The organism is Agrobacterium tumefaciens, assembly GCF_017726655.1.
Lineage (GTDB): Bacteria > Pseudomonadota > Alphaproteobacteria > Rhizobiales > Rhizobiaceae > Agrobacterium > Agrobacterium tumefaciens_B.
The window spans coordinates 774,138-796,078 of sequence record NZ_CP072308.1 but is presented as its reverse complement, the minus strand read 5'-3'; the positions used below and the strand labels follow the sequence as shown (position 1 = coordinate 796,078).

General features: G+C 59.4%; 28 protein-coding genes. 17 read left to right on the top strand and 11 right to left on the bottom strand.

What is annotated here, in order from left to right; genetic code table 11:
- The first annotated feature begins 147 nt into the window (after nt 1–147).
- From AT6N2_RS04020 to AT6N2_RS04010, 3 genes are all read left to right on the top strand, one after another.
- Nucleotides 148–792: a TetR/AcrR family transcriptional regulator gene (locus AT6N2_RS04020; RefSeq protein WP_063951169.1), complete on the top strand. Its 645-nt coding sequence runs from the start codon at nt 148–150 to the stop codon at nt 790–792.
- A gap of 246 nt (nt 793–1,038) precedes the next feature.
- Nucleotides 1,039–1,200 carry a hypothetical protein gene (locus AT6N2_RS04015; RefSeq protein WP_209089734.1) on the top strand — a complete coding sequence of 54 codons (162 nt, stop codon included), beginning with the start codon at nt 1,039–1,041 and terminating at the stop codon, nt 1,198–1,200.
- Nucleotides 1,197–1,493: a DUF6105 family protein gene (locus AT6N2_RS04010; RefSeq protein WP_209088660.1), complete on the top strand. Its 297-nt coding sequence runs from the start codon at nt 1,197–1,199 to the stop codon at nt 1,491–1,493. The genes AT6N2_RS04015 and AT6N2_RS04010 overlap by 4 nt, the downstream gene beginning before the upstream one ends.
- Here the strand turns inward: AT6N2_RS04010 and ruvX are convergent.
- Both ruvX and AT6N2_RS04000 read right to left on the bottom strand, forming a co-directional pair.
- Nucleotides 1,466–1,945 (bottom strand): Holliday junction resolvase RuvX, encoded by a 480-nt coding sequence (gene ruvX / locus AT6N2_RS04005; protein WP_063951167.1) that lies wholly within the window; start codon nt 1,943–1,945, stop codon nt 1,466–1,468. The two genes, AT6N2_RS04010 and ruvX, sit on opposite strands and share 28 nt — an antisense overlap.
- Before the next feature lie 14 nt (nt 1,946–1,959).
- Entirely contained in the window at nt 1,960–2,262 is a 303-nt protein-coding gene (locus AT6N2_RS04000) for an alkylphosphonate utilization protein (protein WP_144574660.1), read from the bottom strand.
- Nucleotides 2,263–2,346: 84 nt separating this feature from the next.
- Between AT6N2_RS04000 and AT6N2_RS03995 the strand changes: the two genes are divergently transcribed.
- From AT6N2_RS03995 to AT6N2_RS03980, 4 genes are all read left to right on the top strand, one after another.
- Nucleotides 2,347–3,051 carry a metal-dependent hydrolase gene (locus tag AT6N2_RS03995; protein WP_209088657.1) on the top strand — a complete coding sequence of 235 codons (705 nt, stop codon included), beginning with the start codon at nt 2,347–2,349 and terminating at the stop codon, nt 3,049–3,051.
- Nucleotides 3,052–3,176: 125 nt separating this feature from the next.
- Complete coding sequence (gene gatC / locus AT6N2_RS03990; RefSeq protein ID WP_063951164.1) at nt 3,177–3,464, top strand: Asp-tRNA(Asn)/Glu-tRNA(Gln) amidotransferase subunit GatC; 288 nt, start codon at nt 3,177–3,179, stop codon at nt 3,462–3,464.
- Between the two features lie 54 nt (nt 3,465–3,518).
- Nucleotides 3,519–5,000, top strand: a complete 1,482-nt coding sequence (gene gatA, locus AT6N2_RS03985) for an Asp-tRNA(Asn)/Glu-tRNA(Gln) amidotransferase subunit GatA (protein WP_063951163.1) — start codon at nt 3,519–3,521, stop codon at nt 4,998–5,000.
- Nucleotides 5,001–5,020: 20 nt separating this feature from the next.
- Nucleotides 5,021–5,488, top strand: a complete 468-nt coding sequence (locus AT6N2_RS03980) for a GNAT family N-acetyltransferase (protein ID WP_209088654.1) — start codon at nt 5,021–5,023, stop codon at nt 5,486–5,488.
- 66 nt (nt 5,489–5,554) lie between these two features.
- On the opposite strand, the gene AT6N2_RS03975 is transcribed toward AT6N2_RS03980, so the two are convergent.
- Complete coding sequence (locus tag AT6N2_RS03975) at nt 5,555–5,812, bottom strand: YjhX family toxin (protein WP_063951161.1); 258 nt, start codon at nt 5,810–5,812, stop codon at nt 5,555–5,557.
- Nucleotides 5,813–6,084: 272 nt separating this feature from the next.
- Between AT6N2_RS03975 and AT6N2_RS03970 the strand changes: the two genes are divergently transcribed.
- The gene (locus tag AT6N2_RS03970; protein WP_144574643.1) at nt 6,085–6,594 is read left to right on the top strand and encodes a GNAT family N-acetyltransferase; all 510 of its coding nucleotides are present in this window, start codon (nt 6,085–6,087) and stop codon (nt 6,592–6,594) included.
- Here the strand turns inward: AT6N2_RS03970 and AT6N2_RS03965 are convergent.
- Complete coding sequence (locus AT6N2_RS03965) at nt 6,576–6,908, bottom strand: DUF1294 domain-containing protein (protein ID WP_209088651.1); 333 nt, start codon at nt 6,906–6,908, stop codon at nt 6,576–6,578. The genes AT6N2_RS03970 and AT6N2_RS03965 overlap by 19 nt on opposite strands.
- 151 nt (nt 6,909–7,059) lie before the next feature.
- Here AT6N2_RS03965 and gatB point away from each other — a divergent pair, with 151 nt between their 5' ends.
- The 5 genes from gatB to AT6N2_RS03940 all read left to right on the top strand — a co-directional run bounded on the left by gatB (nt 7,060) and on the right by AT6N2_RS03940 (nt 10,891).
- Nucleotides 7,060–8,565, top strand: a complete 1,506-nt coding sequence (gene gatB, locus AT6N2_RS03960) for an Asp-tRNA(Asn)/Glu-tRNA(Gln) amidotransferase subunit GatB (protein WP_006698017.1) — start codon at nt 7,060–7,062, stop codon at nt 8,563–8,565.
- A gap of 281 nt (nt 8,566–8,846) precedes the next feature.
- Nucleotides 8,847–9,344: a GNAT family N-acetyltransferase gene (locus tag AT6N2_RS03955; protein WP_063951159.1), complete on the top strand. Its 498-nt coding sequence runs from the start codon at nt 8,847–8,849 to the stop codon at nt 9,342–9,344.
- Entirely contained in the window at nt 9,341–9,814 is a 474-nt protein-coding gene (locus AT6N2_RS03950; RefSeq protein ID WP_063951158.1) for a GNAT family N-acetyltransferase, read from the top strand. Before AT6N2_RS03955 ends, AT6N2_RS03950 begins: the two co-directional genes overlap by 4 nt.
- A 109-nt stretch (nt 9,815–9,923) precedes the next feature.
- Nucleotides 9,924–10,322, top strand: a complete 399-nt coding sequence (locus tag AT6N2_RS03945) for an NADH:ubiquinone oxidoreductase subunit NDUFA12 (RefSeq protein ID WP_209088648.1) — start codon at nt 9,924–9,926, stop codon at nt 10,320–10,322.
- A gap of 131 nt (nt 10,323–10,453) precedes the next feature.
- Complete coding sequence (locus tag AT6N2_RS03940) at nt 10,454–10,891, top strand: DUF2155 domain-containing protein (protein WP_063951157.1); 438 nt, start codon at nt 10,454–10,456, stop codon at nt 10,889–10,891.
- A 15-nt stretch (nt 10,892–10,906) separates the two neighbouring features.
- Here the strand turns inward: AT6N2_RS03940 and aat are convergent, their stop codons facing one another.
- The 5 genes from aat to AT6N2_RS03915 all read right to left on the bottom strand — a co-directional run bounded on the left by aat (nt 10,907) and on the right by AT6N2_RS03915 (nt 14,732).
- Nucleotides 10,907–11,521: a leucyl/phenylalanyl-tRNA--protein transferase gene (aat, locus tag AT6N2_RS03935; RefSeq protein WP_209088645.1), complete on the bottom strand. Its 615-nt coding sequence runs from the start codon at nt 11,519–11,521 to the stop codon at nt 10,907–10,909.
- Nucleotides 11,522–11,527: 6 nt separating this feature from the next.
- Nucleotides 11,528–12,874 carry an acetyl-CoA carboxylase biotin carboxylase subunit gene (gene accC / locus AT6N2_RS03930; RefSeq protein WP_004441425.1) on the bottom strand — a complete coding sequence of 449 codons (1,347 nt, stop codon included), beginning with the start codon at nt 12,872–12,874 and terminating at the stop codon, nt 11,528–11,530.
- Between the two features lie 12 nt (nt 12,875–12,886).
- Entirely contained in the window at nt 12,887–13,375 is a 489-nt protein-coding gene (gene accB / locus AT6N2_RS03925; protein ID WP_063951154.1) for an acetyl-CoA carboxylase biotin carboxyl carrier protein, read from the bottom strand.
- Between the two features lie 25 nt (nt 13,376–13,400).
- Nucleotides 13,401–13,838 carry a type II 3-dehydroquinate dehydratase gene (gene aroQ / locus AT6N2_RS03920; protein ID WP_144574624.1) on the bottom strand — a complete coding sequence of 146 codons (438 nt, stop codon included), beginning with the start codon at nt 13,836–13,838 and terminating at the stop codon, nt 13,401–13,403.
- A gap of 126 nt (nt 13,839–13,964) precedes the next feature.
- Entirely contained in the window at nt 13,965–14,732 is a 768-nt protein-coding gene (locus AT6N2_RS03915) for a DsbA family protein (protein ID WP_063951152.1), read from the bottom strand.
- 173 nt (nt 14,733–14,905) lie between these two features.
- On the opposite strand from AT6N2_RS03915, the gene AT6N2_RS03910 reads away from it, so the two are divergent.
- A complete protein-coding gene (locus AT6N2_RS03910; RefSeq protein ID WP_063951387.1) occupies nt 14,906–16,063 on the top strand; it encodes a pyridoxal phosphate-dependent aminotransferase in 1,158 nt (385 codons plus the stop codon).
- A 26-nt stretch (nt 16,064–16,089) separates the two neighbouring features.
- Here AT6N2_RS03910 and AT6N2_RS03905 read toward each other — a convergent pair whose 3' ends face one another.
- On the bottom strand, nt 16,090–16,773 hold the full coding sequence (locus AT6N2_RS03905) for an ArsR/SmtB family transcription factor (RefSeq protein ID WP_209088642.1): 684 nt from the start codon (nt 16,771–16,773) through the stop codon (nt 16,090–16,092).
- A 74-nt stretch (nt 16,774–16,847) separates the two neighbouring features.
- Between AT6N2_RS03905 and AT6N2_RS03900 the strand changes: the two genes are divergently transcribed.
- The 3 genes from AT6N2_RS03900 to AT6N2_RS03890 all read left to right on the top strand — a co-directional run bounded on the left by AT6N2_RS03900 (nt 16,848) and on the right by AT6N2_RS03890 (nt 18,362).
- Nucleotides 16,848–17,174, top strand: coding sequence for an NIPSNAP family protein (locus AT6N2_RS03900; RefSeq protein WP_209088638.1), 327 nt, complete (start codon nt 16,848–16,850; stop codon nt 17,172–17,174).
- A complete protein-coding gene (locus tag AT6N2_RS03895; protein ID WP_209088635.1) occupies nt 17,171–17,530 on the top strand; it encodes an antibiotic biosynthesis monooxygenase family protein in 360 nt (119 codons plus the stop codon). The genes AT6N2_RS03900 and AT6N2_RS03895 overlap by 4 nt, the downstream gene beginning before the upstream one ends.
- A gap of 127 nt (nt 17,531–17,657) precedes the next feature.
- A complete protein-coding gene (locus AT6N2_RS03890) occupies nt 17,658–18,362 on the top strand; it encodes an SDR family oxidoreductase (protein WP_209088632.1) in 705 nt (234 codons plus the stop codon).
- Nucleotides 18,363–18,554: 192 nt separating this feature from the next.
- Here the strand turns inward: AT6N2_RS03890 and AT6N2_RS03885 are convergent, their stop codons facing one another.
- Nucleotides 18,555–21,449: an Rne/Rng family ribonuclease gene (locus AT6N2_RS03885; protein WP_209088629.1), complete on the bottom strand. Its 2,895-nt coding sequence runs from the start codon at nt 21,447–21,449 to the stop codon at nt 18,555–18,557.
- Nucleotides 21,450–21,941 lie beyond the last annotated feature (492 nt).

The window sequence follows — 21,941 nt, the reverse complement described above, 5'->3', positions numbered from 1 at the left end:
AACAAATGCGTCGCGTTCTGGACCAGAAGCGCATATCGTTCTCGTCATCCACAGGAACCTTAGGCTCAATCCCACCTCCACATTGTCCTTCCCTTCACGCTTTGTTAACCCCTGCGGTCAGGCCTTCGAAACACGGGTAAGGGAATCATGCTGGCGACTGCAGAGGCGATTTCAGCCGACAGACCGGAAAAGCGCATCAAGGATCGCGCTCAGACCGAGAAGGCGATTTTTAATGCGGCGCGGTCGCTGCTTGCCGAAGAGGGGTTTCAGGGTTTCGGCATCAATGCCGTTGCCCGGCGGGCCGGCTGCGACAAGCAACTCATCTATCGCTATTTTGGCGGCCTCGACGGCTTGATCGAGTCGATCGGCGAGGATCTCGGCTCCTGGGTGAAGGATCGCATCCCCGAAGACACGGGCGGGATGTTCCTGCTGACCTATGGCGACCTCATGGAGAAGCTCGCGCTCTATTTCATCGACGCACTGCGCAGCGACCCGCTCGTTTGCAAGATCATCGCCTGGGAAGTGTCTGACGGCTCCCCGCAGGTGCGCCAACTCGCCGAAGCCCGCGCCAAATCGCTAGGGAAATGGCTGGAGCGCATGCGCGGCTCGCTCGCTGCACCGAAGGGCGTGGACACGGCCGCCGTCAACGCCGTGCTGTTTGCCGCCATTCAGCACCTTGTCATTTCCGCGGCCACCAGCGGCCAATTTGCCGGCGTGCCGTTGAAATCGGAGCGTGATTGGGAAAAGATCACGACCGCCGTCAAAAGGCTGGTGCGTGGCGTTTACGGCTGACCATCCTGTGCCGCAGACCGCGCGGATTTGATCAGGCATCATCTTAAGACCTTCTCAACCATGTTTCCATCGCCAGGCAACCGTCCGGCATTCTTTTCCGTTGCTCCATCGACAGCGTTTTCCACATGCCGACCGACCGCCATTAACCATAATGGCAGCTTTTGTTTGCGTCACTGAAGCTGGCGGTCCAGTGTGGATTAATGAACTGTTAACCATGCGCAATGATTGCGCATAAGGGAGCCGCAAGTGAGCCGCTGGACAGCTTTGAGCGTCATGATGACGTTTTTTGTTATGCTGCCGTTGGATATCGATGTGCCAGCGCTAAACCTCTGCATCATGGCATTGGCGCGCTGGGCGGTGCTTGCCGGCGTTCCCGATACGGTTGTTGTAAGGGGGCAGGCGGCATGAAGTGGTTTCTGATCCTCTGGGCCGGCCCGGTCGCGCTGTTAGGCAGCTGGTACTGGCTTTCCTATTACGACATGAGCTTCGGTTTCTTCATGCTGACGCGCCAGACCCATGATCTCGTCTTCGAGATTTACGGGAATATCCTCGGTCTTCCGCCGGAAAGCCTGCCGCCGCTGGTGGCGCGCGCCATCGCGATCGATAGCCTGATCGTGTTTGCGATTATTGGTTTCCGTAAGAGAAAGCAGATCGCCGCCTGGTGGCAGGCCCGTCAGTCCGCTGCGCGTGCGAGCGCGTAAAGCCTGTCCAAGGCACCCTGAAGAATGAAGCTAGCCGCCGCCGAATCGATGCGTTCGGCCCGCTTGGCGCGAGACACATCCATTTCCAGCAACGCACGCTCGGCCGCGACAGTCGACAGCCGCTCATCCCAATAAATGAAGGGCAGATCGGTTTTTTCGCTCATGCTGCGCACAAAGGCGCGGGTTGCCTGCACCCTTGGTCCGGATGAACCGTCCATGTTCATGGGAAGGCCGATGATGAATGCCGCAACTTTTTCCTTTTCCGCAAAAGCCAGCAGCACCTGAGCATCCTGCGTGAATTTCACACGCTTTAATACCGGGCGCGGCGTCGCAAAACGTCGCGACAGATCAGACATGGCAAGCCCTATTGTCTTCGTGCCGAGGTCCAGGCCGGCAACAGCCTGACCGGGTTGAAGCACCTGCGCCAGTTCCTCGATGGTGAGTGTCGCCATATCCTGCGCCGTCCTTACCGCTTGCGGACGAATTCGGTGCGCAGCACCAGTCCCTTGACCGCATCGTGCCTGCAGTCGATCTCTTCGGGATTATCGGTAAGGCGGATCGACTTGATGACGGTTCCCTGTTTGATGACCGTGCTGGTTCCCTTGACCTTGAGATCCTTGATCAGCGTAACAGAATCGCCGTCGGCGAGGACGTTTCCAGCTGCATCGCGCACTTCATTCGCGCGCGCTGCCTCCGCAGCCAGTTCGGAAGCGGGCCGCCATTCACCGGTCGCTTCGTCGTACACATAATCGTCATTGTCAGCGGCCATTGTCGCCTCTCTTAATTATCGGTAGTGCGGTTGTTCAGGCCGTCCTATGTCATACTATACCGGCAATACAAAGGAGAACTTCCCATGAAAATCACCTGGCTCGGCCATTCCGCCTTCCGCCTTGAAAACGGCAGCTCGAAGATCCTTATCGATCCGTTCTTCACCGGCAATCCCGGTTTCGTTGGACAGGATGCAAAGTCGGCGGCCGAAGGCATCACCCATATTCTCCTCACCCACGGTCATGGCGACCATGTCGGCGATACCGTGCAGCTTGCCCGGGAAACGGGCGCAACGGTACTCGCCAATGCCGATCTCGCCGCCTGGCTCTCCGCCAAGGGTGTCGCAAAGGTCGACATGGGCAATACCGGCGGCACCGTGCATTTTGACGGCTTTTCCGTCACTTTCACTAACGCGCTGCATTCCTCCGCCCAGATTACCGAAGATGGCGTTTCCCATTCGCTCGGTAATGCCAATGGCCTGATGCTGCATTTCGAGGACGGCCCGGCCGTCTATCACATGGGTGATACCGACATCTTCTCCGACATGAAACTCATCAATGAACTGCACCAGCCGGATATCGGCCTCGTGCCGATCGGCGACCGCTTCACCATGGGTGGGGCCGTGGCGGCGCTTGCCTGCCAGCGCTTCTTCAAGTTCCAGAATGTCGTTCCTTGCCACTACGGCTCCTTCCCGATCATCGATCAGACGCCGGACAAGTTTGTGGCCGCCATGGAAGGCGCGGAAGCGCGTGTCCACACGCCGAAGGCGGGCGATACCTTGTCCTTCTAAAGCTCCGTGAGAGCATGTCGTTGCCGCAAAACCGCTCCGCAGTGTGATGCGACATGCTTTCTACCGTTGCGAAGGACGGACATGGTGATTATAGCGGGTAGGAAAATTCTGACCGGAGTAAAACCATGTCCGTCGATCTCGCCACCGTAAAGCGCGTTGCGCGCCTTGCCCGTATCGCTGTCACCGAAGATGAAGCACAGAATATGCTCGGCCAGCTGAACGGCATACTCGGTTTCGTGGAGCAGCTTTCGGAAGTGAATGTCGACGGCGTCGAGCCGATGACGTCGGTAACGCCGGTCGCGATGAAAAAGCGCGCCGACGAGGTCACCGATGGCAACAAGGCGGATGATATCGTCGCCAATGCGCCCGCGACCGATCGCAATTTCTTCATGGTGCCGAAAGTGGTCGAATAATCGATCCATCTTGCCGCCTGATTTTTCCGAGATTTTCGAAAGCCGTTGCCGACCATGACCGACCTGACGAGCCTGACCATTGCCGAAGCCCGTGAGAAGCTGAAGGCGAAAGATTTTTCCGCCCTTGAGCTGACGGACGCCTATCTCTCCGCCATCGACGCCGCCAACGGCGCGCTGAACGCCTATGTCGCGACGACGCCTGAGAAGGCGCGCGAGATGGCGAAAGCCTCCGATGGTCGTATCGCTGCGGGTTCCGCGGGTGAGCTGGAAGGCATTCCGCTGGGCGTGAAGGACCTTTTCGCAACGCGTGATGTTCATACCCAGGCCTGCTCGCACATCCTTGATGGTTTCAAGCCGAAATACGAATCCACCGTTACCCAGAACCTCTGGGACCAAGGCGCCGTTATGCTCGGCAAGCTCAACATGGACGAATTCGCCATGGGCTCGTCCAATGAAAGCTCCTGGTACGGCCCGGCCATCAACCCGTGGCGCGCCAATGGTTCCGAACAGAAGCTGGTGCCGGGCGGCTCCTCGGGCGGTTCGGCCGCAGCCGTTGCCGCGCATCTCTGCGCCGGCGCCACCGCAACCGACACGGGCGGCTCCATCCGCCAGCCGGCAGCCTTCACAGGCACCGTCGGCATCAAGCCCACTTACGGCCGCTGCTCGCGCTTCGGCATTGTGGCTTACGCCTCGTCGCTCGATCAGGCTGGCCCGATTGCCCGCGACGTGCGCGATGCCGCCATCCTCTTGAAGACGATGGCAAGCGTCGACGCCAAGGACACGACCTCGGTTGACCTTCCCGTGCCGGATTACGAAAAGGCCATCGGCCAGTCGCTGAAGGGCCTGAAGATCGGTATCCCCCGGGAATACCGCGTTGACGGCATGCCTGATGAAATCGAAAAGCTCTGGGCCAAGGGCGTCGAATGGCTGCGCGACGCCGGTGCCGAGGTGGTCGACATCTCGCTGCCGCACACCAAATATGCGCTTCCCGCCTATTACATCGTCGCGCCGGCAGAAGCCTCGTCCAACCTTGCCCGTTATGACGGCGTCCGCTACGGCCTGCGTGTTGACGGCAAGGACATTGCCGACATGTATGAAAAGAGCCGCGCCGCCGGTTTCGGTAAGGAAGTGCAGCGTCGCATCATGGTCGGCACCTATGTGTTGTCGGCCGGTTACTACGACGCCTATTACCTGAAGGCGCAGAAGGTCCGCACGCTCATCAAGCGCGACTTCGAAAACGTCTTCCACGAAGGCGTTGACGCGATCCTGGCCCCGATCACCCCGTCTTCCGCCTTCGCTGTCGGGGACGAAGAGCTCGCTTCCGATCCCGTCAAGATGTACCTGCAGGACGTCTTCACCATCACCGTCAACATGGCCGGTCTCCCGGGCCTCTCGGTTCCCGCCGGTCTCGACGGCAAGGGCCTGCCGCTTGGCCTGCAGCTCATCGGCAAGCCTTTCGAGGAAGAAACGCTGTTCAAGACGGCTCATGCCATCGAGCAGGCAGCCGGCAAGTTCACCCCCGCCAAGTGGTGGTAAGCGGCATTACGATTCGAAAGATGAATGAAGCCGATCGCGATGCGGTCGGCTTTGTCGGATTTGCCGCCTGGCGTGCCGGCGAAGCCTTCGACGCCGCCTATCTCGATTCCTGTGTCATCGAGCGGGTGAGGGGCGAATTCGAAAGCTTCGCCAAGTCTCCGACCGGTGACGTCGTCGTAGCCGAAATCGACGGTGATGTTGTCGGCTGGGGCGCTTGCGATGCCAAGCCTCATCACATTTCCGATCTGTGGGTGAACCCAGCCTGGCAGGGGAAGGGGATTGGCAAAGCGCTGATTGTCCATTTTCTTGACAAGATGCGGGCCGAAGGCTTGCCGCTCGCCACCATCGACACCCATGCAAACAATCGCAATGCCATTGGTCTATACGAGCGTTGCGGCTTTCAGATCGTCTGGCGCGGCATGGAATATTCCGACATCATGAAACTCGAACTCGAGAAGGTGAAGCTCGAGCAAAAACTTTCGACGTAACGTGTTTGCACCGTCGATGCTGCGTGGCGAAATGGCGGGCGACGGCATTGCCGCCGCCCGGTCGGTTTATCGGTTGTCCAGCTCACCCCGTACGAGTTCCAGCCCACGGGACGTGATCCGGTAGGGCTTGCCGCCGCAGGAGGCGATGGCTCTCTTGCGTTTCAGCTTACGGAAGGTGAGGAGATCGAGGCCGCTGAAAATCCAGCCCTCGCGCGTAAAAAGCGAGAGTTTTTCGATTTTGCGGGCATCGTCTCGAACGAGTTCAATTCTGCCGCCCTGGGCGAGCAGGTGAAGAATGCGCTGTTCTGCGCGGGAAATGTCCATTTTTGGAAGTCCGGTCGGCGTCTCAAAGACGCGTGAAAGCAAACCCGGGTGCCTTGAGGCAGCCGGCTCGGTTTCATATGGCCCGGCGCGCAAGAAACTCGCGGGCAGGGCCTTTACCGGGACTCCGATTGAGCGAACATAAAAACTCCGTTCTTACCGGTTCTGGATAGCGGGCAGGCCCTATGCGGTCAAGTTAGATGAAAGCAAGCGAAAGCGCGCTGGTCGAATCACACGCGCAATGGTTTAATTTTCGCGGCCAAGGAGGGCGCGGCTTGATCGTCATTCGCAACGCGCATGAGCAGGAAGCGGACGTGCTGGCGGCCATCGGCATCAGGGCATGGCGGCAGGCGACCGCGGCTCTTGGCATCACGCCCACGCTTTACGACAATGCGGCCAGCGCCTTTTCCAACTTCACCCGCTCGTCGTGGCTTGCCATCCGCGTGGCAGAGCTGGGCGGCTCGGTCGCGGGGTGGGCCGCGCGGGAGCATTTTGACGATGCTATTTCCGATTTCTGGATCGATCCGGATTTTCAGCGAAGAGGCGTCGGCAGCCGTCTGCTCGCAGATGTCGAACGACTGATAGAAGACAGGGGCTTCGAGACAATCCGGCTTGAGACACACGCCCAGAATGAACCGGCCGTCGCCTTTTTTCGTCACCACGGATATAGCGTTCGCTGGCTATCTGTTTCCTATGCGCCGAAGCTGGACCGTGAGGTGCAATCGGTGGGTCTTCAGAAACAATTGGCCGAGGTCGAGAGCGGGCTTTACGGACCGGCGTTCTGAGACATGGTTCGTAGAGTGGCGATCAGCCGCATCGGCCAGTCCGGCGTGATGAGGAGCGACGCGACGAGGCCCGCCTGCAATATGACGATCGATGTCAGCTTGCTACGAAATGGCTCCTTGCGTGTTTTATGCCGCAGCAAGCTTTGCGCCGAGATAGCGCCCGCACTGCCGCCTACGAGCGCGAGCAAAAGCAGCGTGCTTTCCCGGATACGCCACCCGCCCTGTCTCGCCGCTTCCTTGTCCCACCAGTAGACAAGAAAGACGAAGAGATTGAAGGCGAGATAAGCGAGGAAGCAGAGAGCGATCGTTTGCATGGCGTGATTTGAAACCCGTAAGCATAAAAAACGCGTAACCGGCACTCTCGAAAATCGTGAGCCGGGCGTGACGGGGCGCAACATGTCTTGCGCCCACGCTCCATTTGTTCTACCCACCAAGGCCAAAGAACCCGTATATCGTGAGCTTCAGATGACCCTTGTAGACGTGCGCACCCCCGACCCGAAACGCTTCATTCCCGGCGCCACCGGCGATTGGGAAATCGTGATCGGCATGGAGGTGCATGCGCAGGTTCTCTCTAATTCCAAGCTGTTCTCCGGCGCCTCCACCACCTTCGGCAATGCGCCGAATTCCAACGTGTCGCTGGTCGATGCCGCGATGCCTGGCATGCTGCCCGTCATCAATGAGGAATGCGTGAAGCAGGCGGTCCGCACGGGTCTCGGTCTCAAGGCAAAGATCAACAACCGATCGATCTTCGACCGTAAGAACTATTTCTATCCGGATTTGCCGCAGGGCTACCAGATTTCGCAGTTCAAGGATCCGATCGTCGGTGAGGGCACCATCACCATTTCGCTCGGTCCCGACCGCCAGGGCAACTTCGAGGATATCGAAATCGGCATCGAGCGCCTGCATCTGGAACAGGATGCCGGCAAATCGATGCATGACCAGCACCCGACCATGTCTTTCGTGGACCTCAACCGTTCGGGCGTGGCGCTGATGGAAATCGTGTCGAAGCCAGACATGCGCTCGTCGGATGAGGCGAAGGCCTATCTGACCAAGCTGCGCTCCATCGTGCGTTATCTCGGCACCTGTGACGGCAACATGGACGAAGGCTCGATGCGCGCCGACGTCAACGTCTCCGTGCGCCGTCCGGGCGAAGGCTTCGGCACGCGCTGCGAAATCAAGAACGTCAATTCCATCCGCTTCGTCGGTCAGGCGATTGAATATGAGGCGCGTCGCCAGATCGCCATTCTGGAAGATGGCGGCGTCATCGATCAGGAAACCCGCTTGTTCGATCCCGGCAAGGGCGAGACGCGGTCCATGCGCTCCAAGGAAGATGCACATGACTATCGCTACTTCCCCGACCCGGATCTGTTGCCGCTGGAATTTGACGATGCCTTCGTCGAGGCGCTGAAGGTCGATCTGCCGGAACTGCCTGACGACAAGAAGGCCCGTTTCGTCGCCGATCTCGGTCTCTCGGTCTATGACGCCTCGATTCTGGTCTCAGAAAAGGCGATTGCAGATTATTACGAAGCCGTCGCTGCCGGCCGCGATCCGAAGGCTGCCGCCAACTGGGTCATCAACGACCTGCTCGGCGCGCTGAACAAGTCTGGCAAAGACATCGAGACGACTCCGGTGTCGCCCGAACAGCTTGGCGGCATCATCGATCTCATCAAGGCCGAGACCATCTCCGGCAAAATTGCCAAGGATTTGTTCGAGATCGTCTGGAACGAGGGCGGCAATCCGGCTGAGATCGTCGAAGCTCGCGGCATGAAGCAGGTGACCGATACCGGTGCCATCGAAAAGGCCGTTGACGAGATCATCGCCGCCAACCCCGATCAGGTCGAGAAGGTCAAGGCAAAGCCGACACTCGCCGGCTGGTTCGTCGGTCAGGTGATGAAGGCGACGGGCGGCAAAGCCAACCCGCAGGCGGTGCAGGCGCTCGTGAAGGCGAAACTTGGTATCGAGGAAGAGTAAGCGAAGGCTGCTTCCTGCTCGAGTAACGGCATAGAGGTTCCGTCATCCCGGCCTTGAACCGGGATCCAGCCAGCCCAAGTCCTTGGGCTGAAAAGACTCTTTTCACCGCGCGGACGCGCGTCGGCTGGATGCCGGATCAAGTCCGGCATGACGCAAGCCCAGACTATTCGCGATTAAGCCACACAGTGGTACAAGCCGAGGATGACGTCCAGTAAGGGCGACTGACATCACTTCTGCCGGGATCGACGCCCGGCATTTCTGTTTCAAGACGGAGCCAGATCATGTTTTTCATCCGCACAGCCAGCCTGCGTGACATCGAGCCGGTCCGGTCGCTGCTCGCGACGACATGGCACGCCACTTATGACGCGATCTACGGCGCGGAAAAGGTCGATGAGCTGATCGCAGCCTGGCATTCGCCGCAGGCCATGAAAGACCGCGTCGAGAAGAAGGGTGGCGAGTTCCTTGTTGCCGATGACGGCAAGCGGATCGGCGGCATGGCTTACGGCTCCATGTCGACCAAGATGGCGAAGACGGCGCTGTTGCACCAACTTTACGTCGCGCCCGATCTTCAGCGGCAAGGCGTCGGCCGCGATCTCTTCGCGGAGCTTGAAACCTGCTTTCCCGACGCGGAAATCATGCGGCTGGAGGTCGAGCCAAAAAATACTGTCGCAATCAACTTCTATGAAGGCGTCGGATTTGTCGAGGTGGACCGAATCGAGCGCATGGCGGGTATCGAGGGGTTGCCCGGCATCGTGATGGAAAAGAGCCTGACCCGATGAATGCGACCTTGGAGAATCTGATAATTCGAACGGCCCGTGAGGACGATCTGCCGGCGCTCGCCGCCATTTTTGCCGCTGACGAGATCGGCGGCCACGGCGATACGGCCGACGAATCGGCACAGCCCGATTATCTTGCCGCCTTCCGGGCAATCGAGGCGTCGCCGAGGGAAACGCTTTACGTCGCCGAACTGGATGGCGAGGTGGTCGGCACCTTTCAGACGGCGATCCTCACCAAGCTCGTTGGGCGAGGGGCGAAGTCGATGGTGATCGAGGCGGTGCAGACACGCGCCGATATGCGCGGTCGCGGCATTGGCGCGGTGATGATCAACTATTGTCTTGATGAAGCCCGCCGGCAGGGCCTGAAAGCCGCGCAGCTCACCTCCAACATGGCGCGGCTCGATGCGCATCGCTTCTACGAGCGGCTGGGTTTCGAGAAGCGGCATCTTGGCTTCAGGATGACGCTGAAATAGCGCGGATATATCTCGAAATGCTGGACAATTGGCGTGAGGGGCGGCATAAGCATGTCTTGTGCCGTGCATGGAAAATCGCTGCGGTGCATTCAAGCCCGAGGAACGTAGAATGAAGACTCTCCTGACGCAAATCTTCACCTGGTGGAACGGCCAGACGATCGGAACGCGATTTCACACCTGGCGTTTCGGCAAGAAGGTCGGGCAGGACGAGTTTGGTAACACCTATTACGAAGGCGGCACCACCTCTTGGGGCATGCCGCGCCGCTGGGTGATCTACAACGGTTATGCCGAAGCCTCGGCCATTCCTCCCGGCTGGCACGGCTGGATGCATTACCGCACCGACGTGCCGCCGAGCCAGGAGAGCTACGCAGCACGCGACTGGCAGAAGCCGCACCAGCCGAACCTCACCGGTTCCTCCAAGGCCTATCGCCCTCAAGGCTCGCTGGCCGTTGCAGGCGAGCGCCCGCGCGTGACGGGCGACTACGACGCCTGGACACCCGGCAACTGAGTTATCGCGACGCGCGGTGTTGTGCAAAACGCCGCGCCTACTTCCGGCCTCACCGGTTTTTGCCACATTCCGCCCTTAGGCGTTGATCCGGTCGGCGGTTCGACACAGGCAAATATTTGGAGACATATCGTATGAGGAAATTCACGCGGGATCGTTCTTTGCGTGCGCTGACAGTCTCGCTGTTTGCAGCGGTCTCTGCTGTTCTCCTCGTATCACCCGTCTCCGCCGCCCGTCTGGAAAACCGCGTTGCCGTCTTTTCCGGCATCGACAAGATCACCGGCCGCATCACCTCCTTCGACGTCTATATCGATGAGACCGTGCAGTTCGGCGCGCTTCAGGTGACGCCGAAAGTCTGTTATTCCCGTGATCAGACGGAAACCCAAAAGATCGATGCTTTTGTCGAGGTTGATGAGATCACCCTCGACCGAAAGATCAAGCGGATTTTTACCGGCTGGATGTTCGCTGATAGCCCCGGCCTCAACGCTGTCGAGCACCCGATCTACGACGTGTGGCTGACAGGCTGCAAGCAGGATTCGGACGTTCCCGCTCCCTCAACGGCAAGCAAATAACCATACGTAAAGTTTTCAGAATCGCAGGCTTGGCCGGTTGACGGCGAGGTCTAGCATTTTCGCATATTCCAGCTTCGGCACGTCGATTGCACCGAATGTCTTCAGATGATCGGTCGTGAACTGCGTGTCCAGCAGCACGAAACCACCAGCTCTTAACCGTTCCACCAGATGCACGAGGCAAATCTTCGACGCATTGGTGCGGCGAGAAAACATGCTCTCGCCAAAGAAGGCAGCCCCCAGCGAGACACCGTAAAGCCCGCCGACAAGCTCATCGCCTTCCCAGGCCTCGACGCTGTGGGCGTGGCCGATCTGGTGCAGCTCGGTATAGAGTTTGCGGATGGTGGCGTTGATCCAGGTGCTCGGCCTATCCGGCGCTTCTGCGGCGCAGCCCGCCATGACAGCCTCGAAAGCGGTGTTGAAGCGTATGTCGAACGGCTTCTTTCGCATCGCCTTGGCGAGGCTTTTGGAAACGTGAAAATCGTTGAGGGGAATAATACCGCGGATTTCCGGCTCGACCCAGAACAGCTCGGGGTCATCGGCCGAGTCGGCCATGGGAAACAGGCCGGCGGCGTAGGCGCGCAGCAGAATGTCGACCGTTATGTCGTTATTTCTGCTGCGCCGCCCAGCCATATCGTCTTAGTGAGACGCGTCACCGGCCAGATATTTTTCCAGCCAGTGAATATCATAATCACCCTTCAGGATATCCTCGTTCTGGAGAAGATCCTGGAAAAGCGGCAGCGTGGTCTTGATGCCGTCGACGACGAACTCGTCGAGCGCCCGACGCAGACGGCGAATGCACTCGTCACGGTCGCGGCCGTGAACGATGAGCTTACCGATCATGCTGTCGTAATAGGGCGGAATCTTGTAGCCCTGATAGGCGCCCGAATCGACGCGCACACCAAGGCCGCCCGGCGTGTGGAAATAGGTCAGCGTGCCCGGAGAGGGAACGAAGGTGCGCGGGTCTTCGGCATTGATACGGCATTCGATGGCGTGGCCATGGAATTCGATATCCGCCTGCGTCACCGACAACCCCTGGCCAGAAGCGACCCTGATCTGTTCCTGCACGAGATCCATGCCGGTAATCGCTTCCGTCACCGGATGCTCCACCTGCAGACGCGTGTTCATTTCGATGAAGTAGAACTCGCCGTTTTCATACAGGAACTCGATGGTGCCGGCGCCGCGATATTTCAGCTTGCGCATGGCGCTCGCGCAAATCTCGCCGATCTTCATGCGCTGTTCGACCGTCAGAGCCGGAGAGTTGGCTTCTTCCAGCACCTTCTGGTGACGGCGCTGCAACGAGCAATCGCGCTCGCCGAGGTGAATGGCGTTGCCTTCACCGTCACCGAAAACCTGCACCTCGATATGGCGCGGCTTGCCGAGGTATTTTTCCATATAGACGGCGTCGTTGCCGAATGCTGCTGCCGCTTCGGAACGGGCAGTCGCAACGGCCTCTTCCAGATCGGCCTCGGTCTTCGCCACCTTCATGCCACGACCGCCGCCGCCCGCCGTCGCCTTGATGAGGACGGGGAAGCCGATCGTCCGGGCGATTTCGAGCGCGTTTTCAGGCTTCACTTCGCCATCGGAGCCGGGAACCACGGGAATGCCCAGTTCCTGCGCCGTCTGCTTGGCGGTGATCTTGTCGCCCATGATGCGGATATGTTCGGCGGTCGGTCCGATGAAGGTAATGCCGTGCGCGTCGAGAATATCGGCGAACTTGGCATTTTCCGACAGGAAGCCGTAACCGGGGTGAACGGCGTCCGCACCTGTTATCTCGCAGGCCGCAACGATCTGATGGATGTTGAGATAGCTGTCACGCGAAGGCGGCGGGCCGATGCAGACGCTCTCGTCGGCAAGGCGCACATGCATGGCATCCGCGTCGGCCGTGGAGTGTACGGCCACCGTAGGAATGCCAAGCTCCTTGGCGGCGCGCAGAACGCGCAGCGCGATCTCGCCGCGGTTGGCTATGAGGATCTTCGAAACCATGCTGAACCGCCTTTATTCGATGACCACGAGGGCTTCGCCATACTCCACGGGCTGAGCGTCGTTGACGATGATTTCCACGACCTTGCCGGACTTCGGGGCCGGGATCTGGTTCATGGTCTTCATGGCCTCAACGATGAGGATCGTCTGGCCTTCCTTCACGGTCGCACCCACTTCGATGAAGGGGCGGGCGCCGGGGGCGGGCGAGAGATAAACGGTGCCAACCATGGGCGAAGACACGGTGTTGGCCGGGTTGCGTGCCGGTGCTGCGGCGGCTGCCGGCGCAGCAGGGGCCGCGACTGCCGGTGCGGCAGGGGCTGCTGCCGGAGCGGGGGCGTAAGCGGGCGGTGCTGCGGCATAGACCGTCGCTGGGGGAGCGGCGCGGGAAACGCGGATGCGCAGGTCGTCCTGCTCCACTTCGATTTCCGAAAGGTCGGTATCGTTGAGGATATTCGCGAGTTCGCGGATCAGTTCCTTGTCGATACCCTGTTTCTTTTCAGACATGACAAACCCTATTCTTTGTTTCTTTTTATGCCGTGATGTTCTTCAGCGCATGAAGCGCCATGACGTATCCATATGGTCCGAAACCGCAGATCATGCCCTTGGCTGCGGGCGAGATCATCGATTTGTGACGGAATTCTTCCCGTGCATGGATGTTGGAGATATGCACCTCCACGACCGGAGCAGGAATTGCGCGGATGGCATCGTGCAACGCGATCGAGGTGTGGCTGTAAGCGCCGGGATTGATCACAACGCCCGCTGCCCGTTCGCCCGCCTCGTGCAGCCAGTCCACAAGCACACCTTCGTGGTTGGACTGGCGAAACTCCACCGAAAAGCCGAGTTCGGCACCGGCCTTCACACAATCGTTTTCTATGTCTTTCAGCGTTTTGCCACCGTAAATACCCGGTTCCCGTTTTCCCAGCAGATTGAGATTGGGGCCGTTGATGACGATGATGATGTTGCTCATTCGCGTTTCCATAAGAAAATCAGCGACACCTATAGACTGCGCAGCCTTTAAGGAAAAGCCCCTGCAAGCCTTAAAGCGCAGGGGGTGCTCCGTATCTCACAGGCAATGAACGCGGTTTAGTCTGAATCAGGAGCAGGTGGCTTTTCCGCAGCTGCGCATATTGGCAATTTTTTCCTTGAGCGGGTCCGCACCGACAGCGCCGAAGACAGCCTCGTCGCCAACGATGTAGGAGGGCGTTCCAGTAATGCCGAGGTTGTTTGCCAGCTTGTAGGTTTCCTGCACCTGCGCATCATTGGGGTTTTCCGCCATGGACTTGCGGATATCGGCTTCCTTCAGGCCAAGCGAAGTCGCGACTTCCATCGCGCTGTCCTCATTGGCGCGTCCACGACCGCCAAGCAGCGTGCGCTGGAATTCCGGATATTTTGCCGGCGCAAGCAGCTTCACGGCGTTCGACACGCGATGGGCAGCGACGGATTCCGGGCCGAGGATCGGAAATTCCTTCAGCACGACGCGTATTTTTTTGTCGCTCTTCAGGATGTTGTCCATGTCGCCCATGGCGCGTTTGCAGTAGCCGCAATTATAATCGAAGAACTCAACGAGTGTGACGTCGCCATCGGGATTGCCGAGCGCGAGGTCGTATTTCGATTCGAAGATCGCCTTTTTGTTCTCGGCAACGGCTTCCGCAGCCTTGGCGTTGCGCGACGCATATTGCTTGCGTTCAAGCGCGTCCTGAACCTCCAGCATGATTTCAGGGTTCTCGATCAGATACTGCTTGATGAACTCGCCCATTTCCTTCTTCTGCTGCTCATCGAGCGCATGGGCGGGCAGGGAGGCGAATACCGTCGAAAGGGCCGTCACGCTGGCAAGAAGGGTGGAACGGAGAAAATGCGCCATATCGGTCCTCATTCTATGCGGCCGGAGCCTCTTGGAATCTTATGAAGGCAATTACCTTACTTTAAGCCAAATGCCATACGGCAAAAATACTTGTCCGCATTATGGTCTCACGATTGTGAAGATTGTGATTCTGCTGCAAGTCTGCGAAATACGGTTCAGGAAAGAGCATGCCCTTGATTACGATATCGAAGCGGAGCGCAGTCGAACCCTTTCACGCCATGGATATTCTGGCGGAAGCGAACAGGCGCAGGCAGGCGGGACGTCCCGTCATCTCCATGGCGGTCGGCCAGCCTTCCCATCCGGCACCGAAGGCGTCGCTGGCAGCGGCTCAAGACGCGCTGAAACACGGGCGGATCGGTTACACCGACGCGCTCGGCCTGCGCGAGCTGCGTGAAGCGATCGCCGGCCACTACCGTCTGCGCCATCAGGTCGCGATCGATCCGGCGCGCATCGCCGTGACGACAGGGTCATCAGCCGCCTTCAACCTTGCCTTCCTCAGTTTGTTCGACGCTGGCGACTACGTCGCCATCGCACGGCCTGGTTATCCCGCCTATCGCAACATTCTGAAAGCGCTCGGCCTTAACGTGGTGGAAGTTCCGGTCACGGCAGAAACCGGCTACACGCTGACACCCGCAAGCCTCGAACGGGCGGAAACCCGGGCGGGCTGCAAACTGAAGGGCGTGCTTCTGGCAAGCCCGGCCAACCCGACCGGCACGGTCACCGGACGCGAAGCGTTGAAGCGGCTCGCCAGCTATTGCGACAGCCGCGACATGGCCTTCATTTCAGACGAAATATATCACGGCCTGACCTTTGTCGGAGAAGAGACAAGCGCGGTGGAGATCACCGACAAAGCCGTCATCATCAACTCCTTCTCCAAATATTATTGCATGACCGGCTGGCGCATCGGCTGGATGGTGCTGCCGGAGAATCTGGTTCGCCCTGTCGAATGTCTTGCCCAGAGCCTTTATATTTCGGCACCGGAACTCTCTCAGCTCGCGGCATGTGCCGCCTTTTCGGCCGCGGAGGAGCTTGATGTCTACAGGGAAAGCTATCGCACGAACCGCGATTTCCTGATGGCGCGGCTGCCGGAAATAGGCCTGCCGCTGGCGTCCCCGATGGATGGCGCGTTTTACGCCTATGTCGATACAAGCCGCTTCTCCAATGACAGCATGGATTTTGCCAAGCGCATGCTGGCGGAAATCGATGTGGCGGCGACGCCGGGAATGGATTTCGATCCCGAAGAGGGCCACAGGGCACTACGCATTTCCTATGCGGGTTCGGTATCTGACATTGCCGAGGCGGTGGGACGGATCGCTGGCTGGCTGAAATAGGCCGAAGCGCCTGGCTCGTCGGGACATCAGGCGGGCGTGCAGCCGAAGGTGCTGACAAAGGCCTTTTCGCCTTTTGCGGTGAAGGTCAGCACGCGACCGTTTCCGCGCCGCAGCCAGTCGCGCTGCTGCATGGCGTCGAGGAGAGAGGCACCCAGCCCGCCGCCGAGATGATGGCGGCGCTCGCTCCAATCAAGACAATGCAGGCACACTGGCCGGCGTGCCTTTTCGAGCGGCGAAAGGTCGATGCCGAAGCTGGAGAAGAAGTCACGCCCATCATCCGTCAGGGCAGGGTCAGCACTTGAGGTTACCAATCCTCTGGCGGTAATGGCCGCAAGCAGGGCCACGCCGCTTTCCCCGGCCAGATGATCGTAGCAGATGCGCGCTTCCCGCAGCGCCTTGTCCTTCGGTCCGGTGCGGATGCGAACCGCGCCTGTGCGTTGCGCAAGCCCCATCAAAGCTTCCAGCACATGCGCCACATCTTCGTCAGAGAGACGGAAGTAGCGATGACGCCCCTGTTTTTCCGCCTTCAGCAATTGCGCCTCTGAGAGCTTGGAAAGGTGCCCGCTGGCAGTTTGCAGGGTTACGCCGGCGGCTTCTGCAAGTTCACTTGCCGTGAGCGCGCGTCCATCCATCAGTGCCGTCAGGATGTTGGCACGGGCGGGGTCGCCTATAAGCGCAGCGACATTGGCGATAAGAGGTCCGTCTTTCATGCTTCGATGGTAGCCGAAGCATTGACGTGTCGCAACAGGGTAAACAGGTGGCGTATTACATCAGGAGAGAAATAATGCTGACCTGTTTCATTCGTTATGAGATCGACCCCTTCAAGGTCGATGCCTTCGACCTCTATGCCCGCAACTGGGGCGAGGCGATCCCGCGTTGCGGGGCCGATCTCATCGGTTATTTTGCGCCAAAGGAAGGATCGAGCACGATTGCCTATGGCGTCTACAATATTGAAGGCCTTGCCGCCTACGAAGCCTACAGGGCGCGGCTTGCTGCTGATCCCGTCGGGCGGGAGAATTACGAGTTCGCGCGCCGGGAACGGTTCATCCGACGCGAGGATCGCCTGTTTCTGCGCCTTGCCTCTGGCCCGCACGGCGGAGGCGGACAATGATCGCCGTCATCTTTGAGGTCTGGCCGGCCGACGGCGAAAAGCAGCACTATTTGGATATAGCAGCAGGCCTGCGCGCCGAGCTAGAAGACATCGATGGCTTCGTGTCAGTCGAACGATTTCAGAGCATCAGTAATCCCGAAAAGATGCTCTCCCTGTCATTTTTTCGGGACGAAACAGCGGTGATGGCCTGGCGCAACCGGCCTTCACACCGCCGGGCGCAGGTGCTCGGACGGTCCGGCACCTTTTCTGATTACCGGCTTCGTATCGCCCATGTGATCCGCGATTATGGTCTGGCGGAGCGACAGGAAGCGCCTGTCGACAGCCGCAAGGCCCATCCGGTGGGGAGTGCGGACTAGGGTTGGCCTTGCACGCATCAGTTTTTCTGCATGCCGCTGCAAGCCATTCTGGTTCGAACTCCTCGTTGAAACCCGTTATAGATGAGCCATGTGGTGCGGGGCACCCCGATCAAACGAGGAGATAGCAATGTCGGCAGAAAAAGTGGCTGTAGTAACCGCTGGAGGTAGCGGCATGGGAGCGGCTGTGGCGAAACGTCTGGCCGCGGATGGTTACAGGCTTGCGATCCTGTCTTCCTCCGGCAAAGGGGAGGCGCTCGCGAAGGAGCTGGGCGGTATCGGTGTCACAGGCTCCAACCAGTCCAATGACGATCTCCAGCGGCTGACGGATCAGACGCTCGAGAAATTCGGCCGCATCGACTTGCTGGTCAATAGTGCAGGGCACGGTCCGAGGGCCGCTATTCTCGACATCACCGACGAGCAATGGCACACGGGTCTCGACGTCTACCTGATGAACGTCATTCGCCCGACGCGGATAATCGCGCCCGTCATGGTGAAGCAGAAGGCGGGCGCGATCGTCAACATCTCGACGGCATGGGCTTTTGAACCCAGCAGCATGTTCCCGACCTCCGCCGTCTTCCGCGCGGGCCTCGCTTCCTACACCAAGATCTTTGCCGATACCTATGCGGCCGACAATGTCCGCATGAACAATGTTCTGCCGGGATGGATCGACAGCTTGCCGGCAACAGAGGAGCGCCGCGAATCTGTGCCGATGCAGCGCTACGGCAAGAGCGAGGAAATCGCTGCCACGGTGGCATTTCTCGCATCCGAAGGAGCAGGGTATATTACCGGCCAGAATATCCGGGTTGACGGAGGGCTGACACGCTCGGTTTAAGCGGCGCAGGCGTGCGTCCGCGAAATTCCGGCTCAAGCCCGGAGTGGCGGAAGAGATGGGCTCTTCTCATCCGCTTGCCGCCTCGTTCCAGTCTGAAAAGCATAGGAGCAGCGGCGACATCACACTCCGCTACCCGCAAAGCAAAACGCCCGCAACGATGTTGCGGGCGTCGTTTATGGAGTTTCTCTTCGCTTAGAAGAAGCCTTTGCGCTGCCACCAGCCGCCCTTGCGCGGCTTCGGCTCATCGCCCTCTGGCGCGGACGACGTGACGACCGGTTCGGAGCTCGAGACATTGTTGCCCCGGTTCGCGCGAACCTTCTCTTCACTTACCGGCGCTTCCGCTTCCGGTGCAACGTCGGCAGAGGCTTCGCCTGCTTCTTCGACGGCGACATCAACGACAGTCGTCTCAACGACGACCGGCTTCACCGTTTCGACAGCTTCGGCCTGCGGCGCTTCTTCGGTCTCCGTCTTGGCCTTGGCCTTGCGGGTGCGGCGTGGCTTTTTCGGCGCGGTCTCGTCAGCAACGACGGCTACATCAGCAACCGTGCCTTCCACGACCTCGGCCGCAGCCGGCTCTTCAGCGACGGCAGCCGCAGTAGCGACCTCTTCGCCTTCAGCTTCATCATCGGCAGAGTCAATTCCGTCAAGTGCCTCGTCCTCGGCGCGGTTGCGGCGGCCACCACGCTTGCCGCGACGGCGGCGCTTGCGCTTGCCGTCCTCATCGGAGCCTGCTGCTTCCGCCGTCCCGTTCTCGACATCAGCGCCGGTGTCATCCGCTTCGATACCGTCATCGTCACCCTCGGCATCATCGCCGTCCGCATCACCGGACTGGGCATCGACAGTGCCGTTCTGGTCACCCTGGCCACCCTTGCCACGACGGCGGCGACGACGCTTGCGCTTGCGCTTGCCTTCCTCGCCATTGTCGCCCTGCGGCTGCTGGCGCGGTTGGGCGCTTTCTGCCTTGACGATTTCTTCCTCGTCTTCGTCTTCTTCCACTTCAGCGACGAAATCGTCTTCTTCCTCGACGAAGTTCGGCAGCATCTGAATGAGGCTTTCGATCTTCACGGGATTTTCGACGGCATCACCGCGATCGATCGCGAAATGCTGGGCGCCGACGCCGGAGTCGGCGGCAATGATGATCGACACGCCGAAGCGGCCTTCATAATCGACGATCGTGCCACGCTTGTGGTTGAGCAGGTAGAGCGCCGTTTCCGGCGTGCACCGCACGGTGATATTGTGGGTGGTGTTGCGCAGCAGATATTCCTCGACGCCGCGCAGCACATGCAGGGCGATGGAGGATTCCGAGCGAACGTGGCCCGTGCCGCCGCAATGCTGGCAGACCTGCGTGGTCGATTCCAGCACCGAAGCGCGGATGCGCTGGCGAGACATTTCCAGAAGGCCGAAATGCGAGATGCGGCCGACCTGAATACGGGCGCGGTCGTTCTTCAGGCAATCCTTGAGCTTCTTCTCGACAGCGCGATTGTTGCGCTTTTCTTCCATGTCGATGAAGTCGATGACGACAAGACCAGCAAGGTCGCGCAGACGCAGCTGGCGCGCCACTTCTTCCGCGGCTTCGAGGTTGGTCGTCAGCGCGGTTTCCTCGATGGAATGCTCGCGTGTCGAACGGCCCGAGTTGACGTCGATCGAAACCAGCGCTTCCGTCTGGTTGATGATGAGGTAACCACCGGACTTCAGCGTGACCTGGGGCTGCAGCATGCGGTCGAGCTGCGCTTCGATGCCGGAGCGCGAGAAGATCGGGTGAATGTCGCGATAAGGCTGAACCACCTTGGCATGGCTCGGCATCAGCATCTTCATGAAGTCTTTTGCTTCACGGTAGCCTTCTTCGCCGGAAACGATGATCTCGCTGATATCCTTGTTGTAAAGGTCGCGGATCGAACGCTTTATCAGCGAGCCTTCCTCATAAACGAGGCAGGGAGCGGTGGAATTCAGCGTCAGCGTGCGGACGTTTTCCCACAGACGCATCAGATATTCGAAGTCGCGCTTGATTTCGACACGGGTGCGGTTGGCACCGGCGGTGCGCAGAATGACGCCCATGCCCTGCGGCACTTCCAGGTCGCGCGCGATTTCCTTGAGGCGCTTGCGGTCTGTCGGCTGGGTGATCTTGCGGGAAATACCGCCGCCCCGCGCCGTATTCGGCATCAGCACGGAGTATCGGCCAGCCAGCGACAGATAGGTGGTGAGTGCGGCACCCTTGTTGCCGCGTTCTTCCTTGGCGACCTGCACCAGAAGGATCTGGCGGCGCTTGATGACTTCCTGGATGCGATATTGTTTGCGCGGCTTACGGGCAACCCGGTCCGGAACCTCTTCCATGGCGTCTTCGGCGCCGACGGATTCAATGACTTCCTTTTCGTGATGATCGTCATCATCGTCGTCATCATCGTCATTGCCGCGGCGAAGGCCTTCGACTTCCTCGGAAATCGTATCGGCATCAACCATGGCGGCCATGTCGCCGCCGGTGCTGCCGTCGTCTTCGGGTGACGCTTCAGACGCGTCAACCGCTGCGGCCTCTTCTTCGGCGGTCTTCTTCTTGGCGCGGGGGCGGCGGACGCGCTTCTTCGGCTTTTCTTCCTCGGCGGGCGCTTCTTCGGCCACAACCTCGACGGCTGCTTCTTCAGAAACCGTTTCCGCAACGGGGGCTGCTTCTTCGGCTGCCACGGTTTCGACCACTTCGGGCGCCGAAACGATGCCGACGTCAGGCTGGTCCACCTGCGAAAGGTCGATCATGGGGGCGGCTGGCTCGGGAGCGTCGGCGGATTCGAAGTCGTCGCTACGGCGATGATCCTCGGCTTCTGCTTTCAGCAGTGCCTGTCGGTCAGCGAGCGGGATCTGGTAATAATCCGGGTGGATTTCCGCAAAAGCGAGAAAGCCGTGGCGATTTCCACCGTAGTCCACGAAAGCCGCCTGAAGCGAGGGCTCAACGCGGGTGACCTTGGCAAGATAGATATTGCCGCGGATTTGTTTTTTGTGCTCCGATTCAAAATCGAATTCTTCGATCCGGTTCCCACGGACAACGACTACGCGTGTCTCCTCTTCGTGGGAGGCGTCGATAAGCATTTTGTCTGCCATGTAAGCTGTGCTCCTCGGCGCAGCCTTGTTTTATACGAGAACAGGCCCGCCACACGGACGAGCCTTTCATATGAGTGCAAGGATGTGCCGGAAATGAAGTCTCCACCCGGGCCTCTGTAAACTGGCAGCATCCGGACCGACGGCGAGGCGCTTGGCCTGCTCCTGGTATCCGGTTCATGTGAAAACTGCTGCGACATCATTGGCCAGGCGGAACGACAATAATATATAGACCCCTTGGGGTCCGATGAATTTGCTCTCCTCAGAGCGGCGGTGGCATTGCCACCGGGTAGGTCTCCGGCCACGGCCGGAATTGATCGAGTTTCAGGATAAATGTAACGACGGCAGATGATTGCCCGATGTGCAGCGCCAGCGTCTTTTTCGATTGGCAGCCGGCGGGCATCTATCCCGTCAACACTTTTAACCCTCACATGCGTTGTATGTTTTCTCTGTCATAATAGCAATAGGCTGGCTAAATATGCCATATTGTTGGTG